This window comes from Levilactobacillus hammesii DSM 16381 (assembly GCF_001434395.1).
Classification (GTDB): domain Bacteria; phylum Bacillota; class Bacilli; order Lactobacillales; family Lactobacillaceae; genus Levilactobacillus; species Levilactobacillus hammesii.
Genome location: NZ_AZFS01000062.1, coordinates 1 through 25,662, shown reverse-complemented (window position 1 = coordinate 25,662; position 25,662 = coordinate 1). Strand labels below are relative to the sequence as shown.

General features: G+C 52.8%; 24 protein-coding genes. 16 read left to right on the top strand and 8 right to left on the bottom strand.

The genetic code is table 11. The features are described from left to right. Positions 1 to 51: 51 nt before the first annotated feature. The 5 genes from FD28_RS10335 (at position 52) to pepI (ending at position 4,954) form a co-directional block, all read left to right on the top strand. Positions 52 to 1,143: a DNA alkylation repair protein gene (locus FD28_RS10335; protein ID WP_057734978.1), complete on the top strand. Its 1,092-nt coding sequence runs from the start codon at positions 52 to 54 to the stop codon at positions 1,141 to 1,143. Positions 1,144 to 1,225: 82 nt separating this feature from the next. Beyond that, a complete protein-coding gene (locus tag FD28_RS10330) occupies positions 1,226 to 1,891 on the top strand; it encodes a type 1 glutamine amidotransferase (RefSeq protein ID WP_057734977.1) in 666 nt (221 codons plus the stop codon). Between the two features lie 267 nt (positions 1,892 to 2,158). Continuing rightward, positions 2,159 to 2,710, top strand: a complete 552-nt coding sequence (locus FD28_RS10325; protein ID WP_057734976.1) for a hypothetical protein — start codon at positions 2,159 to 2,161, stop codon at positions 2,708 to 2,710. Between the two features lie 248 nt (positions 2,711 to 2,958). Next, positions 2,959 to 3,507, top strand: coding sequence for a DUF1097 domain-containing protein (locus FD28_RS10320; RefSeq protein WP_057734975.1), 549 nt, complete (start codon positions 2,959 to 2,961; stop codon positions 3,505 to 3,507). Between the two features lie 562 nt (positions 3,508 to 4,069). Further along, positions 4,070 to 4,954, top strand: a complete 885-nt coding sequence (pepI, locus tag FD28_RS10315) for a proline iminopeptidase (protein WP_057734974.1) — start codon at positions 4,070 to 4,072, stop codon at positions 4,952 to 4,954. 167 nt (positions 4,955 to 5,121) lie between these two features. Here pepI and FD28_RS10310 read toward each other — a convergent pair whose 3' ends face one another. Beyond that, positions 5,122 to 5,562, bottom strand: coding sequence for a MarR family winged helix-turn-helix transcriptional regulator (locus tag FD28_RS10310; protein ID WP_057734973.1), 441 nt, complete (start codon positions 5,560 to 5,562; stop codon positions 5,122 to 5,124). A 150-nt stretch (positions 5,563 to 5,712) separates the two neighbouring features. Here FD28_RS10310 and FD28_RS10305 point away from each other — a divergent pair, with 150 nt between their 5' ends. Together FD28_RS10305 and FD28_RS10300 are read left to right on the top strand one after the other, a co-directional pair. After that, on the top strand, positions 5,713 to 6,150 hold the full coding sequence (locus FD28_RS10305; protein ID WP_057734972.1) for an OsmC family protein: 438 nt from the start codon (positions 5,713 to 5,715) through the stop codon (positions 6,148 to 6,150). A 14-nt stretch (positions 6,151 to 6,164) separates the two neighbouring features. Further along, complete coding sequence (locus FD28_RS10300) at positions 6,165 to 6,578, top strand: OsmC family protein (RefSeq protein ID WP_057734971.1); 414 nt, start codon at positions 6,165 to 6,167, stop codon at positions 6,576 to 6,578. Positions 6,579 to 6,824: 246 nt separating this feature from the next. On the opposite strand, the gene FD28_RS10295 is transcribed toward FD28_RS10300, so the two are convergent. Then, positions 6,825 to 9,599: a YhgE/Pip domain-containing protein gene (locus tag FD28_RS10295; protein ID WP_057734970.1), complete on the bottom strand. Its 2,775-nt coding sequence runs from the start codon at positions 9,597 to 9,599 to the stop codon at positions 6,825 to 6,827. A 158-nt stretch (positions 9,600 to 9,757) separates the two neighbouring features. On the opposite strand from FD28_RS10295, the gene FD28_RS10290 reads away from it, so the two are divergent. Continuing rightward, a complete protein-coding gene (locus tag FD28_RS10290) occupies positions 9,758 to 10,336 on the top strand; it encodes a TetR/AcrR family transcriptional regulator (protein ID WP_057734969.1) in 579 nt (192 codons plus the stop codon). A 21-nt stretch (positions 10,337 to 10,357) separates the two neighbouring features. Here FD28_RS10290 and yaaA read toward each other — a convergent pair whose 3' ends face one another. Both yaaA and FD28_RS10280 read right to left on the bottom strand, forming a co-directional pair. Then, complete coding sequence (gene yaaA / locus FD28_RS10285) at positions 10,358 to 11,104, bottom strand: peroxide stress protein YaaA (RefSeq protein ID WP_057734968.1); 747 nt, start codon at positions 11,102 to 11,104, stop codon at positions 10,358 to 10,360. Positions 11,105 to 11,233: 129 nt separating this feature from the next. Next, a complete protein-coding gene (locus FD28_RS10280; protein ID WP_057734967.1) occupies positions 11,234 to 12,787 on the bottom strand; it encodes a glycoside hydrolase family 30 protein in 1,554 nt (517 codons plus the stop codon). 227 nt (positions 12,788 to 13,014) lie between these two features. Here FD28_RS10280 and FD28_RS10275 point away from each other — a divergent pair, with 227 nt between their 5' ends. Next, complete coding sequence (locus tag FD28_RS10275; protein WP_057734966.1) at positions 13,015 to 13,878, top strand: helix-turn-helix domain-containing protein; 864 nt, start codon at positions 13,015 to 13,017, stop codon at positions 13,876 to 13,878. A 66-nt stretch (positions 13,879 to 13,944) separates the two neighbouring features. Here FD28_RS10275 and FD28_RS10270 read toward each other — a convergent pair whose 3' ends face one another. Continuing rightward, a complete protein-coding gene (locus tag FD28_RS10270) occupies positions 13,945 to 14,922 on the bottom strand; it encodes an aldo/keto reductase (protein ID WP_057734965.1) in 978 nt (325 codons plus the stop codon). 94 nt (positions 14,923 to 15,016) lie between these two features. On the opposite strand from FD28_RS10270, the gene FD28_RS10265 reads away from it, so the two are divergent. Beyond that, positions 15,017 to 15,433, top strand: a complete 417-nt coding sequence (locus FD28_RS10265; protein ID WP_057734964.1) for a MerR family transcriptional regulator — start codon at positions 15,017 to 15,019, stop codon at positions 15,431 to 15,433. A gap of 769 nt (positions 15,434 to 16,202) precedes the next feature. Here the strand turns inward: FD28_RS10265 and FD28_RS10260 are convergent. Then, positions 16,203 to 17,576 (bottom strand): DHA2 family efflux MFS transporter permease subunit, encoded by a 1,374-nt coding sequence (locus tag FD28_RS10260; RefSeq protein WP_057734963.1) that lies wholly within the window; start codon positions 17,574 to 17,576, stop codon positions 16,203 to 16,205. A gap of 251 nt (positions 17,577 to 17,827) precedes the next feature. Between FD28_RS10260 and rbsK the strand changes: the two genes are divergently transcribed. Together rbsK and FD28_RS10250 are read left to right on the top strand one after the other, a co-directional pair. Continuing rightward, positions 17,828 to 18,751, top strand: a complete 924-nt coding sequence (rbsK, locus tag FD28_RS10255) for a ribokinase (protein WP_057734962.1) — start codon at positions 17,828 to 17,830, stop codon at positions 18,749 to 18,751. Positions 18,752 to 18,942: 191 nt separating this feature from the next. Continuing rightward, the gene (locus tag FD28_RS10250; RefSeq protein WP_057734961.1) at positions 18,943 to 19,653 is read left to right on the top strand and encodes a DUF1835 domain-containing protein; all 711 of its coding nucleotides are present in this window, start codon (positions 18,943 to 18,945) and stop codon (positions 19,651 to 19,653) included. 85 nt (positions 19,654 to 19,738) lie between these two features. On the opposite strand, the gene FD28_RS10245 is transcribed toward FD28_RS10250, so the two are convergent. Continuing rightward, positions 19,739 to 20,176, bottom strand: a complete 438-nt coding sequence (locus FD28_RS10245; protein ID WP_057734960.1) for a GNAT family N-acetyltransferase — start codon at positions 20,174 to 20,176, stop codon at positions 19,739 to 19,741. Between the two features lie 28 nt (positions 20,177 to 20,204). Then, entirely contained in the window at positions 20,205 to 21,404 is a 1,200-nt protein-coding gene (locus tag FD28_RS10240; protein ID WP_235806888.1) for a helix-turn-helix domain-containing protein, read from the bottom strand. A gap of 382 nt (positions 21,405 to 21,786) precedes the next feature. Between FD28_RS10240 and FD28_RS10235 the strand changes: the two genes are divergently transcribed. From FD28_RS10235 to FD28_RS10220, 4 genes are all read left to right on the top strand, one after another. Beyond that, the gene (locus tag FD28_RS10235) at positions 21,787 to 22,677 is read left to right on the top strand and encodes an EamA family transporter (RefSeq protein WP_057734958.1); all 891 of its coding nucleotides are present in this window, start codon (positions 21,787 to 21,789) and stop codon (positions 22,675 to 22,677) included. Between the two features lie 99 nt (positions 22,678 to 22,776). After that, positions 22,777 to 23,373 carry a pentapeptide repeat-containing protein gene (locus FD28_RS10230; RefSeq protein WP_057734957.1) on the top strand — a complete coding sequence of 199 codons (597 nt, stop codon included), beginning with the start codon at positions 22,777 to 22,779 and terminating at the stop codon, positions 23,371 to 23,373. A 453-nt stretch (positions 23,374 to 23,826) separates the two neighbouring features. Next, entirely contained in the window at positions 23,827 to 25,317 is a 1,491-nt protein-coding gene (locus FD28_RS10225; protein ID WP_057734956.1) for a hypothetical protein, read from the top strand. 5 nt (positions 25,318 to 25,322) lie between these two features. Then, positions 25,323 to 25,655 carry a hypothetical protein gene (locus tag FD28_RS10220; RefSeq protein ID WP_057734955.1) on the top strand — a complete coding sequence of 111 codons (333 nt, stop codon included), beginning with the start codon at positions 25,323 to 25,325 and terminating at the stop codon, positions 25,653 to 25,655. Positions 25,656 to 25,662 lie beyond the last annotated feature (7 nt).

Below are 25,662 nucleotides of genomic sequence, written 5' to 3'. Positions count from 1 at the left end.
CCTGTGTTTGAAAAAGGTATGATCATGATGCAGAACGAGGAGTGATGAGGATTGGCTGACTTAAAAGATATCTACTCAGAAACATTTATCACCAAATTAGGCACGCAGGTTCACCGCGCACTGCCGGCTTTTAGCGTTGCTCGCTTTCAAGCGGCGTGTCTCACGACGGATTGGGCTGACCTCAAACTGATGGAACGCCGCAATCGGATCACCGTGGCGCTCCATCAGCAGTTGCCGACCGATTTTGAAGAAGCGGCGCCGATCCTGCGGCAGATTGCACCGGACTTCACGGGTCTGTCTGGCATCTGTCTGCCTAATTATGTGGCCCAGTATGGCTTGAACCACTGGCAAACGGCCATGGACTTGCTGGCTGAACTGACGCGATACTCCAGTAGCGAGTTTGCCATTAGACCGTTCCTGCTCAAGGAACCGCAACGGACTTGCCAACGGATGACCGCATGGTCGCATAGTTCGGATGCTGCCGTGCGGCGGTTGGCGAGTGAGGGAATCCGGCCCCGGCTGCCTTGGGGGATGCGGTTGCCACAATTCATGGCTGACCCGGCCCCGGTGATGGCGATCCTGGAAAACCTAATTGCGGATGAGAGCGACTACGTCCAAAAGTCCGTTGCCAATAACCTCAATGACATCAGTAAGGACAATCCCGCCGTCGTGATTGCCTTTGCACAGCGTCATTGGGGACAGCGGTCGCAAACGGATTGGATTCTCACTCGGGGGCTACGAACCCTCTTTAAACAGGGCCAGCCAGAAGCCTTGGCTCTACAGGGCTATGCGTTGACGGCTGGCCAGTCAATGACTGTAGACCTAGCACCAGCGCAGCAAGCCGTGACGATTGGTGGCCGGACCGCCTTAACCTATGCGGTGCAGTCATCAGCAGCAACCGAGTTACCGGTATACCTGGGCTATCGCGTCCACTACGTTCGATTGCATCAGGCGGCCGGCGTTAAAGACTTTTTCATCAAGCGAGCTCAGATTAAGCCGGGGCAAACGCTACAGGGAACGGTCAAGATCAAATGGCAACAGCTCACGACCCGTAAGCTTTACCCTGGTCAGCATCGTATTGAATTGCTGGTGAACACCCAACCGGTGGCGGCAGCCCAGGTGGACCTTCACGCTGAAGTGTAAGTGAAATATGGTATAATAACGCCATCTTGGGGATTTGCAGGCGATACCCATGCCAACATTGCCGTCGATAGAAAGGATTATCATGCGCATAAATGTTTTGCAACACACGCCTAACGAGGGACCCGGTGCGATTGCTACTTGGGCTCGACAACGCGGGCATGCCATGTATATCTATCACCCTTACCAGTTCGGGCATTTGCCAACAGCAGATGAGACTGATCTGTTAGTTATTTTAGGTGGACCGATGAGTCCCAACGACGATATGCCCTGGATTCGGCAAGAACGTGTCTTGATTCAGACGCTACTGGCGCGTAACGTTCCCTTATTTGGGGTCTGTTACGGTGCACAGCAGATTACCAAAACGTTGGGATACCCTGTCAGCAAGGCGCCTGTTAAGGAAGTTGGTTGGGGGCCGGTCTACCGCCAGAGCGCAGTTATTCCGGATTTGCCCTCGCAGTTGACCGTTTTGCATTGGCACGAGGAGATGTTTGCAATTCCAGACGGCGCGCAACTGTTATTTTCCAATGAGGACGTGGCTAATCAGGGCTTTATTCTGAATCGGCGGGTTATAGGCTTGCAGTTCCACCTTGAGCCGGAGCCGGATAATGTGCGGGAAATGGTGGTCAATGATTTTCCCTATATTCAGGGCTCTGTCCTGAGACAAACGGCGGCGGATATTTTGGCGACACCGGTGCCCGTAGAGAATCAGCATGCGATATTTCAGATGCTGGATTACATTACGGCGTAGGCTCAGTGTGTTAGGTGAATAGAATTTAGAAATGGGCTGGGAATATCCTGGCCCTTTTTGAGATCAGAATTGAAGTGTGTATCAGAAAAGTAGCAGCTTGAGAAGTCATGATTGTCGTAATCGAGGAATATTGGTGAGTCATGATAAGTTAATTAACCGTGTGGGGTTAGTGTTATTACTTCTTTTATTTTGCGAGTGGTGCAGTATAATATCAGGGCACATCATTTTAGACGGTGAGACCGTCAAGTAAGACTAAAGGAGATCATGATGCAAAACTTAGATTTAACCAATTTAGTTTTAGGAGCTTGGCTGCTCTTTGTCGTCATCAGGCGGCAATTAGAGCCGCGGGTCATTCGATTTAAACTGGAAGTCTTTATCTTAATTATTCTACTAGGGGGCGCCTCGGTCGGGGATGCATTTACGAAACAACATCTACAGATCGCGCCCCAACAAGCCGTCCTTTTCGGGACCCTGAGCCTGGTGAGTGCGGTGGCCTTCGCAGCGCTACGAGCCTGGACTTACCGCTTTTGGGTCAATGATGCGGGCCTCGTGATGCGTCAGGGTAATTGGCTGACGCTGGTCTGGTGGGTCGTGGGGATCGGCGGCCACTTGGGCGTCGACCGATTATGGACGGGAAGTTCGGTCACGCTCCTGCTCTACCTAGGCGTGACGTTACTGGTCCAGCGGGGCTGTGTCTGGTGGTTAGCCAGCCGTCAGTATCCTGCAGAAATGCGAGCCAATGCGGTTAATCAGCAGCGCTCACGGGAACGACGCCAGGATCGCCGCGAGCGGCGCCATGATCGGCATCAGCGAAATTGAGTGGTATTGTGGAAAGTCCGCACTTCGGTGGGGACTTTTTAATTATTAATATATCAGATAATAATTAATAATTAATGTAAATGAATGTCCTTGAAAGGCGGTGGTGACGGCTAAATCGTGGCTTGTTCACACGAGTTGGGAAGAAAAGTTACAACGTTTTACCTATTTTCCTTGCCCTCCTACCGCTAATCCTGTAAACTGACAATTACACAAATTATGCAAACGTTTTAACGTAAAAGGGGTAGCTCATGAAAATTCGAAAACAAGTCTGGTTCGATGCGATTGGCGTGGGGCTGTTCACCCTGGTTTACAGCCTGATTATGGGTGGCCTGTCCCTCTGGATGGGGTCCGCCGCCTTCGTTGCCGTGTCGTACTTCTTTGGGGCGGGGTTCCCTAAGGATAAGCTCTGGAACATCCTGGTTAGCTTTGCCCTGGGAATCGTATGGGGCTTGATTGCCTTTCGCCTCCTGCAGGTGCCCGGCATCGCACCGCTCTGGCCCAGTGCTGTGATGTTTGGTCTGATGACCTTCCTGGTACTCTTCTTGCAGGGCACCATCATGAAGTTTACGGTCGTACCGGCCTGGTTGATCGCCTGGGGAACGACGATGCTGATTATTACCAACATCTCGGTGCACAACTGGCCGCTCTTCGTGGGCCAGCTCTACGGCTCCATGTTGCTGGGAATCTTTGTGATCGGGTACGCTTCGGACTTCTTTAACCAAGTCATGATGCGGCTCTTCCCGGATAAAGTAAAGTCTAAAACAAAAGAGGCGGTCATTGAAGATGACCGGGATTAACGACTATGGGTTTGAGACATTGGTCTCAGGCCCTTTTTGATTGCGCGGATGTGAGACCCGAAGACGTTAGGCCGAAAATTTATGCTATGATTACTGACGTAACTTCAAATCTAGCGTCAACTACCAAGAGGGGTAGATCAACTAACGGGAGTGGAGTAAATGAATAATAAGCCAGCGTTTGACGGGGACCAGTTTGGTTGTGTTGCCGTCATTGTAGGTATTGCGATGTCATACATCGTCTTCAAGATATTGCTGAGTTATTTTGCGTGGCTTTAGGGGGTTGGCCGCGGTTAACGTCTTAACGATTCAAAATAGTTGGTTGATTTTATACAGTCACAGCTGTATGAGTTTTAAGTATGGTCAAGTGGGGGAGTCCTGACCTAAGAAAGGCACAAGACGTGTAGAGCGACTATCACTAGAGACAATACATAAGTTTTTAGGCTATCAGCGAAATACCTTAGCGTAAGGGACAGCGTAAAGGTCTGCCTCTCTTCGGTCATGATGGCTGATAATCAGAATTTATACGGATAGAGGAACTCAACGACGAAATCGAGGGACGTTTATGCAAATCACAGAAGGCTTCATGCCATTTCAAAATTATCACACGTACTACCGGGTCGTGGGCGATCTGAACAATGGCCAAACGCCGCTGCTTCTGCTTCACGGCGGTCCGGGTTCGACCCACAATTACTTTGAGGCGTTTGACGAGTTAACGGCGCAGACGGGGCGAACGGTTGTGATGTACGATCAATTGGGCTGTGGCAAATCCGATATGCCAGCGGATACCAGCCTGTGGCAAGCGGCAACCTGGGTGGCGGAGCTCCAAGCGTTACGGGATTACTTGGGCCTGAAGCACGTCCACTTACTCGGCCAATCCTGGGGCGGCATGCTGGCCATCATTTATCTGTGTGACCACCAGTCCCAAGGGATTCAGAGCCTGACGTTGGCCAGCACGTTGTCCTCGGCCAAGCTCTGGGCGCAGGAACAACACCGAATGATCGGGTTCATGGCGCCAGCCGACCAAGCCGCCATCGCTCAGGCGGAAACGACGGGCGACTTCACGCAACCGGCCTACCTGGCAGCCAATCAGCACTTCATGACGCGCCACGCTGCAGGGCCCATCACGGCAGCGTCACCCGAGTTTTTGCGCCGGCCCAAACGCAGTGGCACGGCGGCCTACACCACCGCCTGGGGGCCCAACGAGTATTTTCCCAGCGGCAATCTCAAGGGCTACGAGTACACGGAAAAGCTGACGCGGCTGACCGTTCCCACGCTGGTGACGAGTGGCGTTAACGATCTGTGCACGCCGCTGGTCGCCAAAACCATGGTTGATCACCTGCCACACGCCGAGTGGACGTTATTTGCTCACAGCCGGCACATGGCATTTATCGAGGAAACACCGGCCTACCTGGCACGCTTGACCACTTGGCTGGCCCAAAACGACTGATGATTGATGGCGTTGTTACCGACCTGGGACTGGGCGGGGGCACGCTTTTGGCTGATTTTATCCGCTGATCTAAGCCGTTAGGGCAAGACCTGATTAAGGGCAAATAAATTCAGATTAAAACGCTCGCCACTCCCGATTAAGGGTGTGACGAGCGTTTATGTTTAGGCTTAAAGTTCGTTGGCATTGGCCATCATCTGTTCCATGACCCGATCGAGCGTATCGAGGTCAGCTTGCGGAATGCCTGCGGTGACCCGCTTGCGAAAATCCTCAGCCAACGGAATACTCTCGTTCAGTAGCTGGATGCCAGCTGGCGTGAGTGTGAGCAGTCGGGCGCGGTGGTCTTTGGCACTGACGGCCACGGTAATCAGTTTGGCCGCGCTTAGCTGATTGACGATCTTGACCATACTGGGTCCCGTCACGCCGACCAACTCGGCGAGGTCGCGCTGCCGGATCTGTTGCTGCTGGTCGATGTAGTAGAGGGCCATCCAGGAACTGCGGTTAATCCCCATGGGCGCCATGGCATCGTTAAATTTGCTGGCGAACAGTTTGCTACTGCGCGATGTAATGCACATGATACAGCTATCTAAGTCGAATTGCGATGTTGCCATTCAAAGTCACCACCCTCGAAAAAGTTGATACTGTATTATACCATGATTTCTCTTAAAAATAGATAGTTAGCTAACTATTGACTTTGCTCAGTTATTCATTATAATAGGGGTTGTAAGCGCTTCATCAATTCAAACTAGGGGGTTACACCAATGGAAAGATATCAGGCAACCGCTAGAAAGACACCGTCTAGTCTACAAGTTGACGTCCATTCTCGTGGCATACATACCACCATTGACGAGCCGGAGAGCTTGGGTGGGACGAACACGGGGATGAATCCAGTTGAGCTGGTTTTGAGTTCGCTGGGCACCTCTCTACAGGAGACGGCGGCGGAATTAGCGCCGAAAAATAAGTTCAATTATGAGCAAATGATCGTTAGTCTCGAGGGTGATTTGGATGCAGCTGGTTTTATGGGTGATCCGGATATTCGGAATGGCTTTCAGGAAATCCGTTACCAGTTGCAATTCAAAACCCAAGAATCCCAAGCAGATTGTGGGAAATTCGCCGACTTGGTTGCGGCAAACTGTCCGATTGAGGACATGCTGAGTCATGGCGTAACCGTCGTCTTAGACCAAGTCGAAATCGTTTAAAGGAGGCCTTCAACATGGCAATGGAGACGTTTAAAGTGCAGGTAACCAGTACGGCTAAGCCTAATGAATACCAGGCAGCTGTGCGGGACTTCAAGGTTAAGCTAGCGCCGGATTCACCGACGGCGCCGAGTTCCCACGAGGCCATTTTGCAGGCCTTGGGGGCTTGTGAGGCCATTGTGATGGCCTCCTTTAACCAGCAACAGGACTTCACCTACCGTGACTTTTACTATACGCTGGAGGGCATTAAGCCAGCGGATGCCCAACGGCCGGGGATGGCACGCATCGGGGTGGCCGTTCATTTCGATACGGATGAGTCTAAGCAGAAGTGTCATGATTTTATGACGTTTGCCGAGAACACGTGTCCCGTCATGGATAACCTGACCAATACCGTGCCGGTTAAGCGGACGGGCGTAGCAGTAATGGCTTAGCAGAAAATCAACTTAGAATGAACAGCGGCGTATTCGCGAGATGCGCCGCTGTTTTGGTGCATTGTTTCATGTGAAACATCGCGTTCGATTCTAAAGATTTGCTAAGGATTACGCGAAACGTGCGACACAATCCGACTTTTCTTCGTTAGTAAAGGTATAGGGGGCAAACCTTCGCCGGGACGCAAGAAGGGCCTCCCGAAGATGATTTCGGGAGGCCCTTCAACAAAATTGGTGATGGTTGTGTAGTTAGATTTCTGGAATATCGATCTCGCTGATGCGGCCGTGTCGGCGGGTGTAGAAGAGGATACTCAAGCTAGAAAAGATGATCATTATGGTCACGAGTACCGCCATATCGCGGATGGCCGAGTTGCCAATCATCAGCGTTTCTCGCAGGCCATTGACCGAGTACGTCATCGGTAACCAGGGATGGATCGCCTGGAAGAAGCCGTTGGTCAGCTGTAACGGGTACGTGCCGGCCGAACCGCCGAGTTGCAAGACCAACAGAACCATGCTGAAGAAGGCCCCCGGTCTCCCCAAGACGAGGTTGAGCCAGTAGATGATGCTCATGGAGGCACCCCCGGTGATCAGCAGCATCATAAAGGTTGCCCAAGGGTGGATCGGGGACAAGCCGTCGATGGCGACCAGCAGTCCCGTCATGAAGAGGGCCTCACCCAGGACAAAGGCGGTCATGATGGAAGTCTTTCCTAACCACCAGCTCCAGCCACTCCGCGGGTATTTGCGGGGCGTGTACATGTCAAACATCAGATTGAACGCTAAGGCTCCGACAAACAGGGAGACCGACATCATGTAGGGTGCCATCCCCGTCCCGTTGTCCGGGGCGTCATCCGGATCGCTGTGCGTGGTCGTTGTGGGCTGGGCAAATTGCCGGTAGGTCAGTTGTGATGGGTGAACCGTGGCCTTTTTGCCGGCGCTGTTCAGCGAGGTTGCGAGTTTCGTGTTGCCAGACTGGACCTTAGCCGCACCGGTTGTGGCTTGACCGGCGCCAGTCGCGAGTTGTTGAGCGCCCGCGGTGACCCGTTGCGTGCCGTTGGCGGCCGTTTGTAGAGCACCGGTGAGCTGCGGCCCGCTGCTGGCCAGCGTATTCAGGCCGCTGGTTAAGGTATCAGCCCCATCGGCGAGTTGGCCAACCCCCTGGCTGAGTTGTGGTGTCTGCTGATTGAGGGTGGTTAGCCCCGTGGCAAGACTGTTGGCACCATCGGTCAGACTCGTATTTTTAGCGGTCAGTTGGTGTGTTCCCGCAGCGAGTTGGGCATTCCCTGTCGCTAACTGTGCCGTTCCCCTTGCCAGTTGATCGCCCTTAGCCGCCAACTGACCGGTGCCAGCGGCTAATTTGGTAGCGCCTGAAGCGAGTTGTGAGGTTCCCGCTGTCAGATGAGGAACCTTGTTGTTGAGGGTTGTCAGGCCATCGGTGAGTTGGGTCAAAGACTGGTTAGCCCGTTGCAGGCCACTGGTCAATGTGGCCGAGCTATTAGCCAGCGTGGTTATGCCGGTGGTGAGATCGTCCTGAGCACTGGCTGCCTTGGTCAAACCACTTTGCAGGTCGGCCGCGGCTGAACCGACATCGTTAAGCTTGCTGAGGTCGCTGTTGAGTTGCTTGGCCGCATCTTGGGCGTCACTGAGGGCACTGCTGTTACTGGTGCTGTCGCTCGCGGCCTTGAGCATGGCTGATTTTTGTGCCGCCGTCAGCCCCTGGGCATCCGCCGTGGCGGCCAGCTTGCTTTGCAGGGCCGCCGATTGTTGTGTGCTAGCGCTACTGAGGTCACTGAGCGCGGCCTGCAGTTTGCTGGCGTCACTCTTGACGGCGGTGGTGCTCTGATCGCTGCCGGCCAGCTTGGCAACGGCCTGCTTGAGGGTTGCCTGCTGGTCTTGCGAGGTTTGTAACCCCGCCTGTATCTTCTGCAGGCCACTGGTTAGTGCGGCGCTCCCCGTGGCTAATTTGGCGTAACTGGTCGCGAGCTGCTGGCCGCCATCGGTGAGGGCAGTCGTGCTGGTCCCCAGTTGTTGGGTGCTGGTAGCTAGAGTGGTTAGGTTGCCGCTGAGCTGTTGGGCACCGGCATTGGTCGTGGTGACGCCGCTGACGTATTGTTGCGTCCCCGTTTGGGCCGTGCGACTCCCACTGGCTAGTTGCGTGGCCGCGGTATTTAATTTGTCGGTACCCTGCGTATAAGCGGCGACCCCTTCACTAACGCGTTGACTGCCAGAGGCCAACTTCTGGACGCCCGTCGTGAGCTGAGATGATTTGCTGAGCAGTTGGTCCAAGCCCGTGCTCAGTTGCTGGCTGCCAGCTGCCGCTTTCTGGACGCCGTTGACGTATTGGGTGAGCTTGCTGGTGATAGTATGCTCGCCATCGGTCAACTTAACGGTGCTCGTGGCCAGAGTATCCAGACCAGTCGCGATCTTTTGGTCTGCTTGGGTGAGTTGTTGCCCGCCGGCGGCTAATTTGTGGCTGCCCTTGCCGGCTTGCGTGAGACCATTTCCGAGCTTTTTGACAGTGGCAAACATGGTTTTGGCGTAACTCTTCGTGACCGTATCGCTGACGGACTGGGCGGCGGATTTGGCAGCACTGGCAGTCAGTTTGGCCGCGATAAAGCTGTGTCCCGCACTGGTCTCGTAGTGAAGTACCATCTGTTGCGGATGCTGGTTCATGAGGGTGGTCGCGTTGTGTGAGAAAGTCCGCGGAATCGTAATCACCATGTAGTACTTGCCATCGCGCAGTCCCTGTTTAGCCGTGGCTTCGGTTGCAACGGGGGTGAATTTCATCGCGGTGGACGATTTGAGGTTCTGGGTGAGATTTTGTCCCGCGGCGAGCGACTTCCCCTGATAATGGACGGGTTGGTCCTGATTGACCACGGCAATCGGTAAGTCACCCAACTTTCCGTAAGGGTCCCACATGGATTTTAGAAAAGTGACGGCGTAGATGGATGGAATCAGCATCACCACCGCCAGCACGATTAAGAGTAATTTGTGTTTGATTAAATAACGCCATTCGGCTCGAATCATCGGCGACTCCCCCTCGGTTATGGTATCCTGAAGTCAAAATAAACCTCATGTGTGGCCAAAGCATAAGCGCATTGCAGGGGAGCGTCCACAACAGAAGGGCGCAGTCTGAGGATTATGCCGCACTTTTACCCCATCTGAGGCGTAACTGGAGGGATTGGATGACAGATAGACGCGTTGCCAGAACTAACCAAGCACTACGAGAGGCCTTTCGTAAGCTGGCCCAACAATATCGGTTTCGGGAGATTACGGTGCAACAGCTAACCGCCGAGGCGAATATCAACCGCAAGACCTTTTACCTGCATTTTGAGTCGATCGATGATTTGGCGGATACCTTTACGGCTGAGATTGCTGACCAGCTGTTGGGCCTGTTGTTGCAGGCGCCAATGGATCATGATCCGTTAAATAACTCGGGCGTGTGGTTCGAACGGTTGGACGACTTTTTCGAAAAAGCACCGAAATTCTACACCTTTATTCTGACGTCGGATGACTACAGCTTCCTGTCGCGGCGGGTTAAACGGCGCGTGGCGGCCGGGTTGACGGCGAGCTTTCAAGCGGACTATCAGTTGAGTGCCATGGACGCCCAGATCGGCGTAAATTTCCTGATTGACAGTACACTGACGTTGTTTCGGCTCTACATTACCGGCCAACTGGCGATCTCACTGCCGGAGTTCAAGGAACGGTTACTCGCGTTGAACATGCGGGGGCTACAGGGCTTTTTGGCGGATTTTCGTGGTTAAAAAAATGACACCTAATTGGTGTCATTTTTGGTAAATAAAGACCAGCTTATCTGAAGTTGAGCGTTCCGCCGAGTAGATCCAGTCGGGATGATCGAAGGCCGTCACGTCGCGGATGTTTTGGGCCTGATGTTCCGCCAAGAAACGCACCATCTCACCGCGAGCCATCTTGGCCAGGGTGGCCTTGGTCTTCACGCGGCCGTCCACCAGGCTACCAAAAACGACGGTGACCAGTGGCTGACTCGGGGCCAGGTAGGGGATGATGGTCTTGGCGTACTCCTGCGAGGCCAGATTGATGATGGGTTCCGGCACGGGCGTTAGGGCCTGATAGAGCCGCGGCCCCCAGAAGTCATAGAGGTTGCGGGTGCCGTCCAACTGTAAGCGTGACTGCATTTCCAGGCGATAGGGGACGACACCATCAAAGGGCCGCAGGATGCCGTAAAAGCCGGAAAGGATGCGCAGGTTTGCTCGCACGTAATCGAGGGCGGGCGCGGTGAACAGATCCGGGGCCATGTACTGGTACTGAATCCCACTGAAGGCCAGCAAGGCCGGGGTTAGTTGACGGGTCAAGTCGAGTTTTTGCAGCCAATCGTAGTTGGATTGTGCCAGCTTGTCGCTACAGTGCCACAGGGCCTTGGCTTCGGCATAGCTCAGTTGACGCAACTGTTGGAGGATGCGTTGGGTTCGATCCAAGTATTGCGGACGGTCGTCGGCCGCGAAGGTGTCGGTGTCGACGATCATCTTCTTAGCGGGGGCAATGATTATTTTCATGGGGCGGGGAGGCCTTCTTTCACGCAGAATTAGGCCTTAATCATAGCATAATTGGTGCGTCCGCTAAGGGAAAGTGCGTCAAAAAAGAGTCCGGAATTTCTCCCGAACTCTTGAATAGTCAGTTCACGTTTAACGGACCAGTTGACTGCCTTCACTCTGACCAGGTGCCACGTCATCGTGGTTAGCTGGCGTTGGGTTCAGTGCAAATTCATCATCGGTGGGGATGGTGGACGTGTTGATCGCGTCGTTGGATTTGTGCAGCGTTACCGTCCCGTAGGCGGGAACGGAGACGACTTGCCAGTTGTTGCCATCGCCATCAACCGTGACGGCCGCTTTAATTGGCGTATCCGTTGGGTTGTAAAGGTGAGCCACAATGTCGCCATTCGTGCCTAAGAAGGCGACGGAGCCAAGACTGCCCGTGTAGCCGTCCTTGGTGTAGTTGGTTGAACCGATCACCTTAGAACCAGTTGGGACGTCTTGCCCGAAGTTTCTAAGCATGAAGTATTCCAGGTTCCGTTGAACCTTCCCGGTGGTGTGGTCAATGGTGACAACCCCTTCGCGGCCGGTGGAATCGGCAGCGTTTGGTAAGCCCCGTTCGTCCAAGGCCAGGTTCCACAACGTAATCATGCTCAAGCCGTTGTGAACCAGCCAGTTGCCGATAATCCCAAACATAATGTGGGCGGATTCCTGGGGATCGTCCGTCATCATGCACCGGCGTTCGGTCATGACCACATCCCAGTTCGGGTAGGTCCGGTTGGCATTGTAGAGATTCTCAAAGGGACCGGAGTAGGTGTGGACGGCCAGGCCGTCAAAGGCTGCGGCCTCAGCGGGGGTGACTTCCTCTTCGATAGGCTTCGTTAAGGCGTGGAAGCTGTCATCCAACAGGTACAGCTTGGTGTCTGGGAAGGACCGGTTCAAGGCTGGTCGCAGGTATTTGTAGCCGAAGCTAGCCAGTTCGGGAACCGTCCAGATCATGGCTGGCCAGTGGGCCGCGTTAGAGGGTTCATTTTGAATGGTCAAACCGTAGATGGGAATGCCCAGTTTCCGATATTCTTCAATGTAGCGAATGAAGTATTGCGCGTAAATGTATTCGAAACGGTTCTCTTCGGTGTAGCCGTTGCCGGTGAATTCGCCGAAACGCAGGTGACCACCGTGTGTCAGGTGACCCGTGTTCTTCATCCAGGCTGGACCGGACCAAGGGGAGGCAATGATCTTCAAGGCTGGGTTGATTTCCAAGATTTCCTGCAGGACGGGAACGATGTTCTTCAAGTCTTTGGTGGCGTTGGCAGCACCGGGTTCGCCTTCCCCAATGGAGAAGTGTTCCAGCTTGTTGTCGTGTTCGCCATAAGGCATGTCATCGTAGGTGTAGAAGTCCTGGCTTTGGAAGTCACAGGAGCCCAGTGGCACCCGGACGCTGGAGAAGCCCCCCTGTGTGGGATCAAAGAGTTCGGTCAACAGGTCGTGACGTTGCTTGGCGTCCATGACCTGCCACAGCAGGTGTGCGGCAGAGTCGGTAATTGCAGCCCCAGCACCCTTCCAGTCCTGATGCTTGTCGGTGGGATCGATGATGATCTTCTTGGCATCCGCAATATCACTTTGATAATCTGGGGTGGCCAGTGGCGTACGCCGTTGGGTCAGATCACCTGAAGTTGTGGTCCAAAATTCATTTTTAAATTTTCTCATAACTAAACTGCCTCCAATTAGACTTAATCGTTGCGAAATGAAGATGAAATGGGGCAAAAAGTCTAAGATTTAAGCCCGTGTACTCTTTAATCGTAACCGCTTACAGTAAAATCGTCCATGGCTAATACTACCTTGAATTTGTCCAAATGGAAACCGAAATCAATTGTTCTGGGGCGAACAACATGCTAGGCTGGAGGTAGTCATTTAAAGGAAAGGAGCTGACTGAAGTGGCGCAACAGTATTTGTTTCAGACCATTGAATCCAATATTTATCTCTATGCCGGGCATTTCCAACGGAACTTTCCCAGTTGGCATTACCCCAAGGAACAGCACCAATTGTTTGAGCTGATTGCCGTGACCCAGGGCAGTGTGACCATGTTTATGGGGCCTCGCCGCCAGGTGATTAAGGCCGGTGAAGCAATCATTATCACACCGGAAACGCCCCATGAGAGCTTTAACTTTAGTGGGGATCGGTTGCAGTTCTTCTGTTTCCATTTCAACGTGGGCAACCTAGAGCTCAAGACCCAGATCATCAAGAATCTCGGTAACGTGGTGGCACCCGAACAGTCCGCGGTTAGTCAGGCGGCGCATCGCCTGATTCAGTCGTTGGTTGTGCTGGAGGAAAGCAATGCGCAGGGGACAGCCCGGAAGTTTCGGCTAGAAATCTTCTTTCTGGAATTTATGATCGCGTTGTCTAAGGCGCAGCCGGTGGTGACGATGACTCAGGAATATCCGGAGCGCGAGGTGGTCTTGGCCCAGAAGCTGGCCAGTGGCCTCTTCAGGGATGATTTAGCGCGGCGTACCTTTCAGGCGGTTTGTGCCGATCTCAACGTGAGCACGACCTATGGGCATCGCATCTTTAAGCGGGTCTACGGCATCACGCCCAGTGAGTACGCCAATGAGCGGCAATTCAGCCGGGCCAAGGTGTTACTAGAGATTGGTGAAAACTCCATCGAAGACATTGCCTTACAAATGAAATTTAGCAGTCAGGCCAGCTTTAGCAAGCAATTCAAGAAGTGGGCGGGGATGACGCCAACGGCCTTTCGCAAGACCCAACAGCGGGAACGCCATTCGGCCGACTACCTGGTTTAGGCAATGTTTCATGTGAAACATAAAAACCAAAAAAAAGCAGCCGGCGTTTGCCAGCTGCTCGAAATCTTACCACATGTATTCGATAGGATCTTTAATGTATTTGTCGTAAACGTCCGTGACGATGGCCATTTGGTCAGCCGTCAGAGGTTTCAGTTCAGCGGCATGGGTGTTACGTTCGATTTGGGTGGGGTTGCTGGCACCTGGAATGACGGCGGAAACGGCGTCAAACATCAGGATGTAGCGTAAGGCGGTATCGGCTAAGTTGTCGGTGCCCAACCGCTCCTTCAATTCTTGCGCTGCCTTAACCCCGGTCAAGTAATCCACGCCAGAGAAGGTTTCACCCTTGCTGAAATGTTGGCCATCCCGGTTGTTCATCCGGTGGTCTGCGGGATCGAAGTGGGTGTCGGCCGTGAATTTCCCGGTTAACAAGCCACTAGCCAGGGGTACCCGGGCCAAGATCCCGACATTGGCTTTCTTAGCCAGGTCGAAGAAGAGCTTGGCCGGGCGTAAGCGGAACATGTTGAAGATGATTTCAACACTGGAAATGTCATAGTCCAGGGACTTGATGGCCTCTTCCACCCGTTCCACACTGACCCCGTAATTGGCAATCTTGCCTTCCTTTTTAAGATCATCTAAGGTCTTAAACGTTTCGGGTTGGTAGTAGATGCTCATTGGGGGACAGTGGAGGAGAACCTGATCAAGGGAATCAACCTGCATGTTTTGCAGGGATTCGTCAACGTATCTTCTGATGGCCTTGGGGCTGAAGTGCGCTTCAGTCAGTGGCATTTCCTTGCGTCCCACCTTGGTCGAGTAGTGGACGTCGGGGTGGCGCTTGATGAATTGGCCAACGACCTTTTCGCTCAGGCCATCTTGATAGCCATCGGCGGTGTCAAAGAAGTTGACGCCGCGATCGTAGGCTGCTTCCAAGGTGTCGAGAGCATCTTTTTCGTCAAAGGGTGCGCCCCATTTGCCTCCTAATTGCCAAGTGCCGAGGGACACTTCGCTGATGTTAAACCCAGTTTTTCCCAACTTTCTAAATTCCATAGTGGTTAACCTTCCCTTCTGATTATTTTAAGCATAGCACTTGAAGCGTACTTCAAGTAAAGTTTTTTATTCCGAAAGATAGGACTGATCAGGCATGACAGAATTAACGATTTCAGAAGTCTCCCAGCAGTACCACTTGGCGCCATCGACGTTGCGGTACTACGAGCGCCTGGGCTTAATTCCCGGGGTACAACAGCGGGGAAATCATCGTGTATATAATGAAGCGAATCTTGAAAAATTAAATAGTATCGTCTGTTTTAAAAATTCCGGGATGAGTATGAGTGAGCTCCAGACCTTACTGAGCTACCAGGAAACGGGGGCCGATCTGGATAAAATCTTGGCGGTTTTGGAGGCCCACGAGGTTAGCGTGGCCCAACAATTGGCCAAATTGGAACGCTATCACCGCCACATTACGCAGAAAGTGGCGTTTTATTCGGCCATTAAACAGGCTGAAGAAACAGGGGCGCCGCGGCCGGATTGGGCGGATTATAAGCCGGGGAATGAGCGGTAGGCTTCTGCGTTGAACCCCCAATAAGCACCGGCTCGGTTGTTAGAAGTTATGCTGGTTTAGGGCGTTAGGCTTACTCTCGCCGGTATGTAACGGAGACTTGCGGCTTCTGAAACGAGTTCCGCAAGGCAGGCTCCTGCGCTTAACCCCAATAAGCACCGGCTCGGTTGTTAATGCTTATGCTGGTTTGGGGCATTGAACTTTCTCTCGCCAATATGTAACGGAGACTTGCGGCTTCTGAAACGCGTTCCACAAGCCAGATTCTTCCGCTTAGACAAATAAGGGACTCCTGCCCGGAATGGGCGTTAGTGTTTATGTTGGTTTGGAGCATTGGATTTGCTCTCGCCGGAATACTTCGGAGACTTGCGGCTTCTGAAACGCGTTCCACAAGCCAGATTCTTCCGCTTAGACAAATAAGGGACTCCTGTCCGGAATGGGCGTTAGTGTTTATGTTGGTTTGGAGCATTGGATTTGCTCTCGCCGGTATGTAACAGAAACTTGCGGCTTCTGAAACGAGTTCCGCAAGGCAGGTTCCTGCGCTTAACCCCATTAAGCACCGGCTCGGTTCCACCGAGCGGGCACTTAATGACGTTAATGCTCAGAACCTAGGCGCCTTGCTCCACTCTCTATACAAAAAAGCAGCCCCGCGTTCTACTCGGGACTGCTGTGGTGAGGTGCGGCGACCTTCTGAATGCTTGCGCACCGATCGCGTACCCTCACCGTGGTTTGGCACCATGGGATAGTATCGCACGAGCGCCGTGGGAAGTCAACCTTATTCGACGTCGCGGAGCGTCATCAGCTTGACCGACACGCCGAGTGCGATGATCAGGAAGAACAGGCACATGGTGAAGCCCGCCTGGATTCCCATCTGTGGGGCGTTGGGTTGGGCGGTGAAAAATTTGGTTGCCAGGTTAATCGTCGCAATAATGATTGCGGTTCCGAACGATCCGGAGATCTGCCGGAGGGTGTTAAACGTGGCCACGCCATCGGCCACTAAGCGATTGGGCAAATGGGTCAAGGCGTGGGTTTGAATCGGGATCAGGATTAACACGAGACCCAGTTGGCGGATGGTCTGACCGATCGTCAGCATGACCACCGAGGCATTAACGTCGATGAAGGCCTGCATGATGGTTCCAAAACAGTCAATCAGGAGTCCCGTCGTCACAATTCGACGAACCGGATAGCGGTCGTACAGCCGGCCACTGATGGGCGACATGATTCCAGTCAGACATGCCCCGGGTAGGAGTGCAATCCCGGAGATAATGGGGCTCTGGTGCATAATGGACTGGATCAATAGGGGCAACAGAATGGTGTTCCCATACATCGTGGCCACGATCAGCGCGTTGAGGCTGGTGGCGGTGGTGAACTGCCCGCTCTTGAAGATTTGGGGATTGATCAAGGGGTTCGGGCTATGTAGTTGTTGCCGAATGAAGATCGTTGTGAGGATGACCCCTAAAATGAAGGGCACTACGACAAATGGGGAGGTCAGCGCGTACTGGCCGACATTTGAGAAGCTCCACAGGAGACCCAATGCCCCGAAACTGACCAGGAAGAGGCCCCACCGATCCAGGGTAGGCGATTCATTAGTCGGGACACTGGGAAGAAAACGGTAGGCCAGGACAAGGTCCAGCAGAATGAAAGGCAGAACCAGAATGAAGAGGTAACGCCACGACAGGTAGGTCAGGATAACCCCGGACAGGGTCGGTCCGATAATGGGAGAAAAGTTGAAAGCGAGTCCCACGATTCCCATCACGGCGCCCTTCTTGGTCGGGGCGGCGTAGCGAATGGCCAGAATGTTGACCAAGGGCATCATGACGCCCGAACCAGTCGCTTGAATCATCCGGCCGAGAATCAGGATCCAGAAGCTTTGCGCCACGCTCCCCAGCAGAGTGCCCACCAGGAAGATGACGGAGAATAAAATGAAGAGTCTGCGAAACGTAAATCTTTTAATCAGGTAAGCACTCACGGGAATCATCATCGCGCTGACCAGCATGTAGCCGTTGCTGATCCATTGCACGGTGGATGAATTGACGTGAAAGACGGTCATGAACGTTGGCAACGCCACGTTCATCAGGGTGGAACATAGGATGCCGAAAAAAGTGCCAAATACCATGATGAACAACGATTGCTTAATTTCCTTTGACATTAAACGGCCTTCTATTCTATTAAAATTGCACAACTTATCCAATCATACTGATAATTGAAAAGTTAGTCAATCGGTCTAGGCAACTGAACGGCCAGTAAAGACTGAGCACACCCCCTTTCAGTAGGTCACACGAAGAAGGCACGGTCAATTTGGGCATTTATTCACACTCCTTACGCCTTTGTGAATCTATTTGTAAGCGTTTACACGAAAGGCAATCTGTGTTAATTTAGAAAGTAAAGAGGTGTCCAGGTATGAAAAAAAGTGACGTGTTAGTAATTGGATCAAACATGATTGATCTCATGACGTATATCAAACGCATGCCCGTGGCGGGTGAAACCGTCGAGGCCGATGAATTCTCGATGGGATTCGGTGGCAAAGGGGCCAACCAAGCCGTAGCCGCCGCGCGATTGGGCTCGCAGGTTAGCTTGATCTCGATGGTTGGCGAGGACAGTTTTGGCGAGCAACAGCTGGCGAACTTCAAGGCCGCCAACATTGATGTGACGGGTGTCGGCATTGGCCGTAAGAATAGCGGCGCTGCGCCCATCTTCGTCGATCCCAGCGCGGACAACCGTATCCTCATCGTCAAGGGCGCCAACAGTGAACTCACGCCGGCCGTTTTGGATACACATCTCGACTTGATTCAAAATACGAAGCTGATTGTTTTGCAGCAAGAGATTCCGTTGGAGACCAACTATCATGCCATTGATTTGGCGAACCAATACGGCGTGCCGATTCTCTTAAATCCAGCGCCAGCTAACCGTCACTTGGACATGGAACACGTTCGCCGGGTGGATTTCTTCTCGCCTAACGAGACGGAACTGGCCACGCTGACGGGCTTACCGACAACGTCCATGGATGAAATATCGCGGGCGGCACAACGGCTGGTCGATATGGGGGTCAAGAATGTCTTGGTTACGATTGGGTCACGCGGTGTGCTGTGGGTCAGCGCGTCTACCAGTCAGCTGATCGATGCCGTCAAGGTTGACGCTGTCGATACCACCGGGGCGGGCGACTCCTTCATTGGGTCGTTCTCACATTACTTTGCCCAGGGCGAAACGATTCCACAGGCCTTACGCCATGCCAATGAATACGCGGCCATCACGGTCACGCGCCGGGGCACCCAGAAGTCCTATCCCACGGCCAAAGAAGTGGCGAAGATGTATCAGCCGAGTTAATGAATAAATGAATAAAGCGGCCAGTCTAGCGCAGGACTGGTCGCTTTTTTAATAAATATAATCATGAGAAGGTGTTTTTTTCTAAAGGTTTTCTCGTTTTTGTCGTTGGCGATACGATAATGCATGACGATCCTATATAATGGCGCTAACAATGCCTGAATTGCTAGAAAAAGAGTAACGAGGAGGGACCCATGGACGTCACGTTTAGCACGACCTTTGCGGAGAACTTACGTTTTACACAGAAGCGGCCGGCACTAGCCCTACAGTTGGAGCTTCAGATTGGTGATATGATGCGGCTGACGGATGAGAATAATGTCTTCTGGATGCTTAAATCTCGGTATTCAGACCAGTCTGCACAGCAGCTTTTTGAAGATGTGCAACGGCAATTAACCCAATTACAAACAGCGGTTACCCGCCGAGAGCCATTGCGAATCTGGTGTAGCGAGACGGCGGAAGATCAGCTGGGATTTATGTGGCTCTGCGATCGGCTTAAGACGACTGATCTGGTGGTCACGCAAGTTAAGGTACCCTTGGCCTTCGCCGTCACAACGCCACTGCCTGCGTATCATCAATTCACCGGACTGGGTGAATTGGATGTCCGGCAAGTGTTGGCCTGGCAGTTGCCAGAGAATGCGGTGACGCAGGCGGAGCGTCAGGCGGTTAGCTTTGGCTGGCAATCACTTGTGTTGGAAAATACCGCGCTCCGAGTATCCTTAAATGGGCGTCCCATGAATGTGCCGGCTGAGTTATTGGATGGCTGGTTCCTGCCGTATGCACAGGTGAATTTGCCAATTGACGAGGTTATTGGCCGACTCATGGCGACACTGCCGCCGGGGATGCCGGATTGGTGGATGCGATCACGCCTCGCCATTGTTATGTCGCCAAAATTATCAAACGATTAGTGTATATAAAAGAAGCAATCAGTTCCGGCACTGATTGCTTCTTTTATATAGGGTTAGGATTAAGCTTATTTTCGGTTCTTACACTTTAGCGTTTACGTTGCCAAAGCATCTCCTGGTCGCGCACACCAGTCTCGGGATCTATAGCGCTGGTTCCAGCGGTAAACCCGTGGTGTTGATAAAAGCTAACGGCCCCTTGATTTTGCGGGTAAACGCTTAGGGTCAGGGTCGAATAGTCTGTTTGCAGCTGGGTGAGTAGCGCGTGACCAATGCCGCGACTGCGGTAATCGTGGGCAACGAATATGCCGGCAATGTAATGGCTCGTGAGACCGGCAAACCCAACGATTTGGGCGTCGGCGGTGGCGACGTAGAGGGTCGCGGCGCTTAGTTGCTGGGCGACTAGGGGAGCCATGTCTTGCCAGTAACTAGCGGCGACAAAGGGGTGGGCTTCCAGATTTCCTTGAAGCCAGATGGTCATGAGCCGGTCTCGTTGCGTGGCGGTTAGCGTGGTTAATTTAGTAATCATTAGACGTCCATCTCCTTATTATTAATAATTAACCGATATTGATATTTGTAAAGTTATACAGATGCCAGTCTTCCGTTAAGTGGGGATTCTTGCGAGCTTTGTTGGGTGGGACCCCGACGAAGCGTTTGAACTCACGGGTGAGGTGGGCTTGATCGGCGAAGTTTAAGATGGCCGCAATTTCCGAGAGCGGCAGGTTGGTGGTTTGCAGGATCTCGATCGCACGGTTGATTTTGACGAGAATTTTAAAGCGAGAGATCGGGAGCCCAATTTCGGCGTGAAACAGGGAGGACAGGTAGTGGGGCGAGCGGCCCAGCTGATTGGCCAGCTGGGTGACGGTGACATTGGCCTCGGGACTGTTCAGAATAATCTGATAGGCACGGCGGACGGGCGCTGAAAGGTGGACGGCCCTTAGCTGGTGGACCCGTTGTGCCATGTCCTTGACCATGGTTTCAATGGCGCTCATGACCTCATCGTAGCTGGTCAGGGTTTCCAGGGTGCGGACGTAGTGATCGTTGAGGGAATAAGCCTGATCGAAGTCCATTCCGGCATGGATGGCGGCACGCAGGGTAACTGAGGTGCTGATAATGCCCCAATTCTTAATGTTACGGAGGTTACTGCCATCAGAGAGAATGCCAATGCGCCCGGAGTTGACCAGGCCAACAAAGGCATCGTGAACCATCGAGGGCTTTCCCAGCTCAACGGCGGTCTTGAGGGCCTTTTCGTAGGCGTAGCTGACGTGGGCGCCCTCATCTTCAAAGTTGACCAGGATGAGTTTGTCATTGAACTGATTGGACGGCACAGCTTGGTCAAAGGCCGTCGCCACCGCCTCTTCCGCCAAGGGAAGGTGGATGATCTGGGCCAGTGCCAGGATTTGATTGATGCACTGCTCCCGCGAAATTGCATAGGTGCTCAACACCTGCGGCAGGTAGATCGTACGGGCCTGGGGTCGCTCGGGCGCCTGGCTGGTGGCATCCGTCAGCAGGATGGGACCCAAGATGTCGCACTGGTCGCGTGTCATCAAGCAGACTGAAAATAAATTTTGACTGTGCTGGAAGACAGTGACAGCCGCTTCGTGATCTGGAATGGCATGGAAAATGGCGGTGTAGGCCGTGGTTAGGATCTTTCCCTGTTTAAAAATAACCTCCGGCTGAGCTTGGGCGGTGCTAAAAATCACAGCGGGGGCGCCAATCGCTTCGAGGTACCGCGTTTCTAGACGCAAAGAGATCACCTGCTTTCGAGAGAGTGCGCGCTCGGGCCAGTTAACGAAGTATGGAAGCGCTATATCAGTTATACCGTAGGTGGGCGGGAAATGCTAGCAGCGAACGGCTAAATTCCGATGAGTCCGGCTGAAGCACGCTATGTTTCACGTGGAACATAGGGCGCTAGTAGATTAACCAGAGCTTGAGCAGGCGGGGTTAGCCGGTCGTTTGAGAGCAGCCCGCCTTATCTAGGCATTGGCCGGTATGGCTGGCATCTTTAGAAGGGGAACGTTAACACGGTTAGGATTAGTCAATTTGGCCTGCGCTGAGCAGATCACGGGGTGGATCGGCACGGAAGCAGTGAGAGGCGTATAATAAAAGGGTGAAATTTATTAAATGGGGTGAAAGTTTTTGCGAAAAATAGCACCATTCTTTGTGGCATTGGGTGCGATCAGTTTTGGGGTACCCGCCACGTTGATGAAGATTGCCCGGAGTGAGGGCGTGGTCAATGGGCCACTGTTGTTCTGGTCATTTCTCAGCGCCGTTGTGATCCTGGGTGTGGTCCATATCGCCCGGCGACGGTGGCTACGGTATCAGCATACCAGTTGGAAGCAATTGCTGGCCGTCATGGCAGCGGGGACGGCCTCTGGTTTTACCAATACCTTCTACATTCAATCGTTGAAGTTAATTCCGGTTGCGGCCGCGGCGGTCATGCTGATGCAGGCCGTATGGTTGTCAGTCTTATTGGGCAGCCTCTTACATAAACGGTGGCCCAGTCGGTTGCAGGTCCTGAGCATCGTGTTGGTCTTGATTGGGACGGTCTTGGCGGCGGGGCTCTTTCCAATTACGCAGCCTTTATCGCTGTGGGGCCTGTTCCTGGCCTTCCTGGCGGCGTGTGCCTACGCTTGCACGATTCAATTCACGGCGATGTTGGGGAATAATTTGGATCCAATGAGTAAAACTTGGCTCCTGTGCCTCGGCGCCTTTCTCCTGATCTCGGTGGTCTGGGGTCCCCAGATTATCTCGGCACCTGTGACGTTTGATACGCTGAAATGGGCGTTCTGGATTGCGGTGTTCTCCATGGTCTTTCCGCTGGTGGTCTACTCCATCTTCATGCAGTACCTGGACCTGGGCATCGGTCCAATCTTGTCGTCTCTGGAATTGCCGGCCTCGATTACCATTGCCTTTCTGGTTCTGGGCGAACGCGTGGACTGGCTCCAGATCGTGGGGGTGCTGGTGATCATTGGTGCGGTCATCCTGCCAAATGTATGGGGAATGCGGCACCAAAATCAATTGCGCTAATGTTTCATGTGAAACAAAATGAGTCTCGCTTCGGTGAACAGCCGAAACGGGACTTTTTTCATGGTATCCTAGGTGTACCGAACTAAGGGAGACGATGAGATGGCAACGATAACGGGCAAAACCCTATCATTAGATGCGATTACGGCGGGCAATCAGTACGTCAACTGCGAGCTGACCTATTCTAACCAGGACATTCGCGTGGAAGCGGTTGGCTTTGAGAAGTGCACGTTCCAACAGACGGATTTCAAAAATAGCGAGTGGCTCGACTGTGCCTTTCGGGGCAGTCAGTTCCTCAACTGCCAGTTTCAGGAGAGCTACCTCTACCGCTGCACGTTTACCGGGTGTCAGCTACTAGGGAGTGACTTCACAGCCGCGCGATTGAAAGACGTGACCGTTGCCGATTCGCAAGCAGATTATGCCAATTTTGCGGAAGCTGTGCTGACGGGTGTGACGTTCACCGATACGCGGTTGCGGGAAGCCAGTTTCCAGATGATGACGGTCAAACGGCAGTTGGTGTTTAACCGTTGTGAGCTGATGCGCGCGGACTTCACGGAGAGTCCGTTAAAATTAGTCGATTTGCGCACCAGTAATATCGAGGCGATCGTCTTTACGCCGGGACTCGTTCGGGGCTGCAAGATTGATCCACTGCAGGCCGTCACGTTTGCGGCGGCGTTGGGCCTCGACATTCAGGATTAGCTAAAGCAAAGGACGTATCGGCAAGCATCGGCCGTTACGTCCTTTTTGTAGGCAGGTTGGTTAATTGGCTAGTTAAGGTAGTTGGTGGCGTGGCTTCTGCCCGGGTCGCCCAATGGGCAAAATAGATGCTGGCCGTGGCCCCGAGGATGATAATGGCCAGAATTAGTTTGAGCGTTTTGCCTCTGATGGTGTAGGCCTCCCTTGTGGTGTTGGGTTGAGTATAGCACCTTTCTTGTGAGCAACCAAAAGTGATGTTGGTGCGACACCTTTTGGTGGATAGAAGGGCCGTGCGAATCGGTTGCTGAGCACGTGAAAATCAAGTAAGTTAATGTTAAATGGGGGGCGAATTGTCCGATGACCATCGACTGGTTTCATCGCCGAACATCTGTTTAGTAGACGCTAGTATCCCCGTCCCGTATACTTAGGGCAGTCTAACTATAGGAGGTCTCGACCATCGCGGTTACATTAGATAAACCACTTAAAGATTTATTGCTTGCAAGCAATCTGGGCCTCAGCCGCGACCATCGACTCGCCGGCTGGTCCATTTTAACGATTCTCTACCATGACAGTATGACCGGTGGTGTTCCGATTACGCTGGGGTATTTGGCACAAAAGTACAACAGTGAATATCTCGATACGGATGAGAAACCCCTTAAGGATGACGTGTTAAAACGCATCTTGGAGGTGCTCGGAGATCAGGCGAAATTAATCGAAGTTTCGCCGCGCAAGGTTCGAGTGCAGATGAAGAGTGGCCGTTACCATACACAGCAATCCTATGTTTATAAGATTACGAGTAGTGGGATGGAGTATCTCACGGTGATGCAGAAGGTGGTCGATGCCGACAACACGGTGACGGCTAATATTACGCGTATCAATGAATATTGCCGCTTGATTAAAGTGCTATCGGCACCGGAACTAAACGCCGAGAGCACGCAATTGTATAATGACTTTCAAAATATGGTTTCGGCCTACAATGATGTCATGAAGGGCATGCATAAGCTCGATGATGACCTCGGTGAGTTGGCCAATGACCTAGCATTTAATCATGGGGGAGCTGCGGCTGCCCAACTCCAAGCGATGCTGAAAGATAAGGCTATCCCGGCCTTTACGCAGTTGTTAGGACAGGGACCACAGCTCCAGGCCTTGGCCACATCGACCACGTTCAGCGAACGCGTCGCCCACAGTCAGCAAGGCGATGATGACTTGGACACGGCTCACGCTGTTGGCGATAAAGCGAAGATGCTATTGCGGTTCAACAAGTCCCTGGGCTATGTTCACCGGCAACTGAATCGCTTGGCAGCGAGCTTCGATCCCAGTGCAAGTGCGATCGACAACAGCCTAGACACGGTCTATCTGCTATTTCAAACGATTCTCAACGCTATCCGACTGTTGAGCCAAGAATATGACCACGTCCAGAGCCAATCGGTGGATATTAAGGAACTGACGAAAAAAATTGACCACCTGTTAACGCACTATCAAACGGTCGCGGTGCCGGCCGCGATTCCTCAACATTTGCCACAAGATCGGGTTAGCGATGACTCGGCCGACTTTTTAGCAGCTAGTACGATGGGACCCGTTGTTTATACGGCAACCAATCAGTCCCAGGTCAAGCTAACGGCAGCGGATAATCCAACCGTGGCTGTCGAAGCAAGCGTCGCTAGCGACAATCAATCGGGACTCACTGAGTTCAAGCAGTTAGTTATGCGAGACGCGGTTCACGGTGTGGTGGATCATGACTTAGAATTAACCACGATTCAAGCGCGTGATGAGTTGGTGCGTCTTTATGGCGCGACGGGGTATGATTATTATTCGAGTTTTGCCCTGTTTGGGCGGCCACTACGGCTGGTGAAGGCACTGACCCCCGGTCCGATCACGCTGCATTGTGCGGACGAACGTTACGGTGTCACGTTACCAAGTGGCTTCGAGTTCTGGTTTGAGGAGTAGAGAAAATGATGAGTGATTTACACGGGACCGAACAGTTGATTGTTAATGAATTATTTGATCATGGTATCTTTACTAGTACGATTACGGATCACACGACTCAGGCGACCGCCGATGCCATCAATGCCCTAAAGCGACCAGCTACGCAACAGCGGTTGAACGCATTTCTCAGTAACTTAGTGGGGGTTGGGCCCAGCAACTTTCAAGAAAATCTCGTCTTTTTGCCGGGAGAAAAATGGTTGGCTCCAGACACCGTCCACGTTTTACTGGCCACATTGAAGGCGATTATTAATTTGGCGAGTTTTAAAATCAAGTTAGCCACTGCTTTTAACACAAAATAAAAACACC

Excerpts from the sequence above, each read along its gene's own strand:
- FD28_RS10330 (WP_057734977.1), top strand. The coding sequence starts at position 1,226 with ATGCGCATAAATGTTTTGCAACACACGCCTAACGAGGGACCCGGTGCG.
- FD28_RS10325 (WP_057734976.1), top strand. The coding sequence starts at position 2,159 with ATGCAAAACTTAGATTTAACCAATTTAGTTTTAGGAGCTTGGCTGCTC.
- FD28_RS10320 (WP_057734975.1), top strand. The coding sequence starts at position 2,959 with ATGAAAATTCGAAAACAAGTCTGGTTCGATGCGATTGGCGTGGGGCTG.
- pepI (WP_057734974.1), top strand. The coding sequence starts at position 4,070 with ATGCAAATCACAGAAGGCTTCATGCCATTTCAAAATTATCACACGTAC.
- FD28_RS10310 (WP_057734973.1), bottom strand. The coding sequence starts at position 5,562 with ATGGCAACATCGCAATTCGACTTAGATAGCTGTATCATGTGCATTACA.
- FD28_RS10305 (WP_057734972.1), top strand. The coding sequence starts at position 5,713 with ATGGAAAGATATCAGGCAACCGCTAGAAAGACACCGTCTAGTCTACAA.
- FD28_RS10300 (WP_057734971.1), top strand. The coding sequence starts at position 6,165 with ATGGCAATGGAGACGTTTAAAGTGCAGGTAACCAGTACGGCTAAGCCT.
- FD28_RS10295 (WP_057734970.1), bottom strand. The coding sequence starts at position 9,599 with ATGATTCGAGCCGAATGGCGTTATTTAATCAAACACAAATTACTCTTA.
- FD28_RS10290 (WP_057734969.1), top strand. The coding sequence starts at position 9,758 with ATGACAGATAGACGCGTTGCCAGAACTAACCAAGCACTACGAGAGGCC.
- yaaA (WP_057734968.1), bottom strand. The coding sequence starts at position 11,104 with ATGAAAATAATCATTGCCCCCGCTAAGAAGATGATCGTCGACACCGAC.
- FD28_RS10280 (WP_057734967.1), bottom strand. The coding sequence starts at position 12,787 with ATGAGAAAATTTAAAAATGAATTTTGGACCACAACTTCAGGTGATCTG.
- FD28_RS10270 (WP_057734965.1), bottom strand. The coding sequence starts at position 14,922 with ATGGAATTTAGAAAGTTGGGAAAAACTGGGTTTAACATCAGCGAAGTG.
- FD28_RS10265 (WP_057734964.1), top strand. The coding sequence starts at position 15,017 with ATGACAGAATTAACGATTTCAGAAGTCTCCCAGCAGTACCACTTGGCG.
- FD28_RS10260 (WP_057734963.1), bottom strand. The coding sequence starts at position 17,576 with ATGTCAAAGGAAATTAAGCAATCGTTGTTCATCATGGTATTTGGCACT.
- rbsK (WP_057734962.1), top strand. The coding sequence starts at position 17,828 with ATGAAAAAAAGTGACGTGTTAGTAATTGGATCAAACATGATTGATCTC.
- FD28_RS10250 (WP_057734961.1), top strand. The coding sequence starts at position 18,943 with ATGGACGTCACGTTTAGCACGACCTTTGCGGAGAACTTACGTTTTACA.
- FD28_RS10245 (WP_057734960.1), bottom strand. The coding sequence starts at position 20,176 with ATGATTACTAAATTAACCACGCTAACCGCCACGCAACGAGACCGGCTC.
- FD28_RS10230 (WP_057734957.1), top strand. The coding sequence starts at position 22,777 with ATGGCAACGATAACGGGCAAAACCCTATCATTAGATGCGATTACGGCG.
- FD28_RS10220 (WP_057734955.1), top strand. The coding sequence starts at position 25,323 with ATGATGAGTGATTTACACGGGACCGAACAGTTGATTGTTAATGAATTA.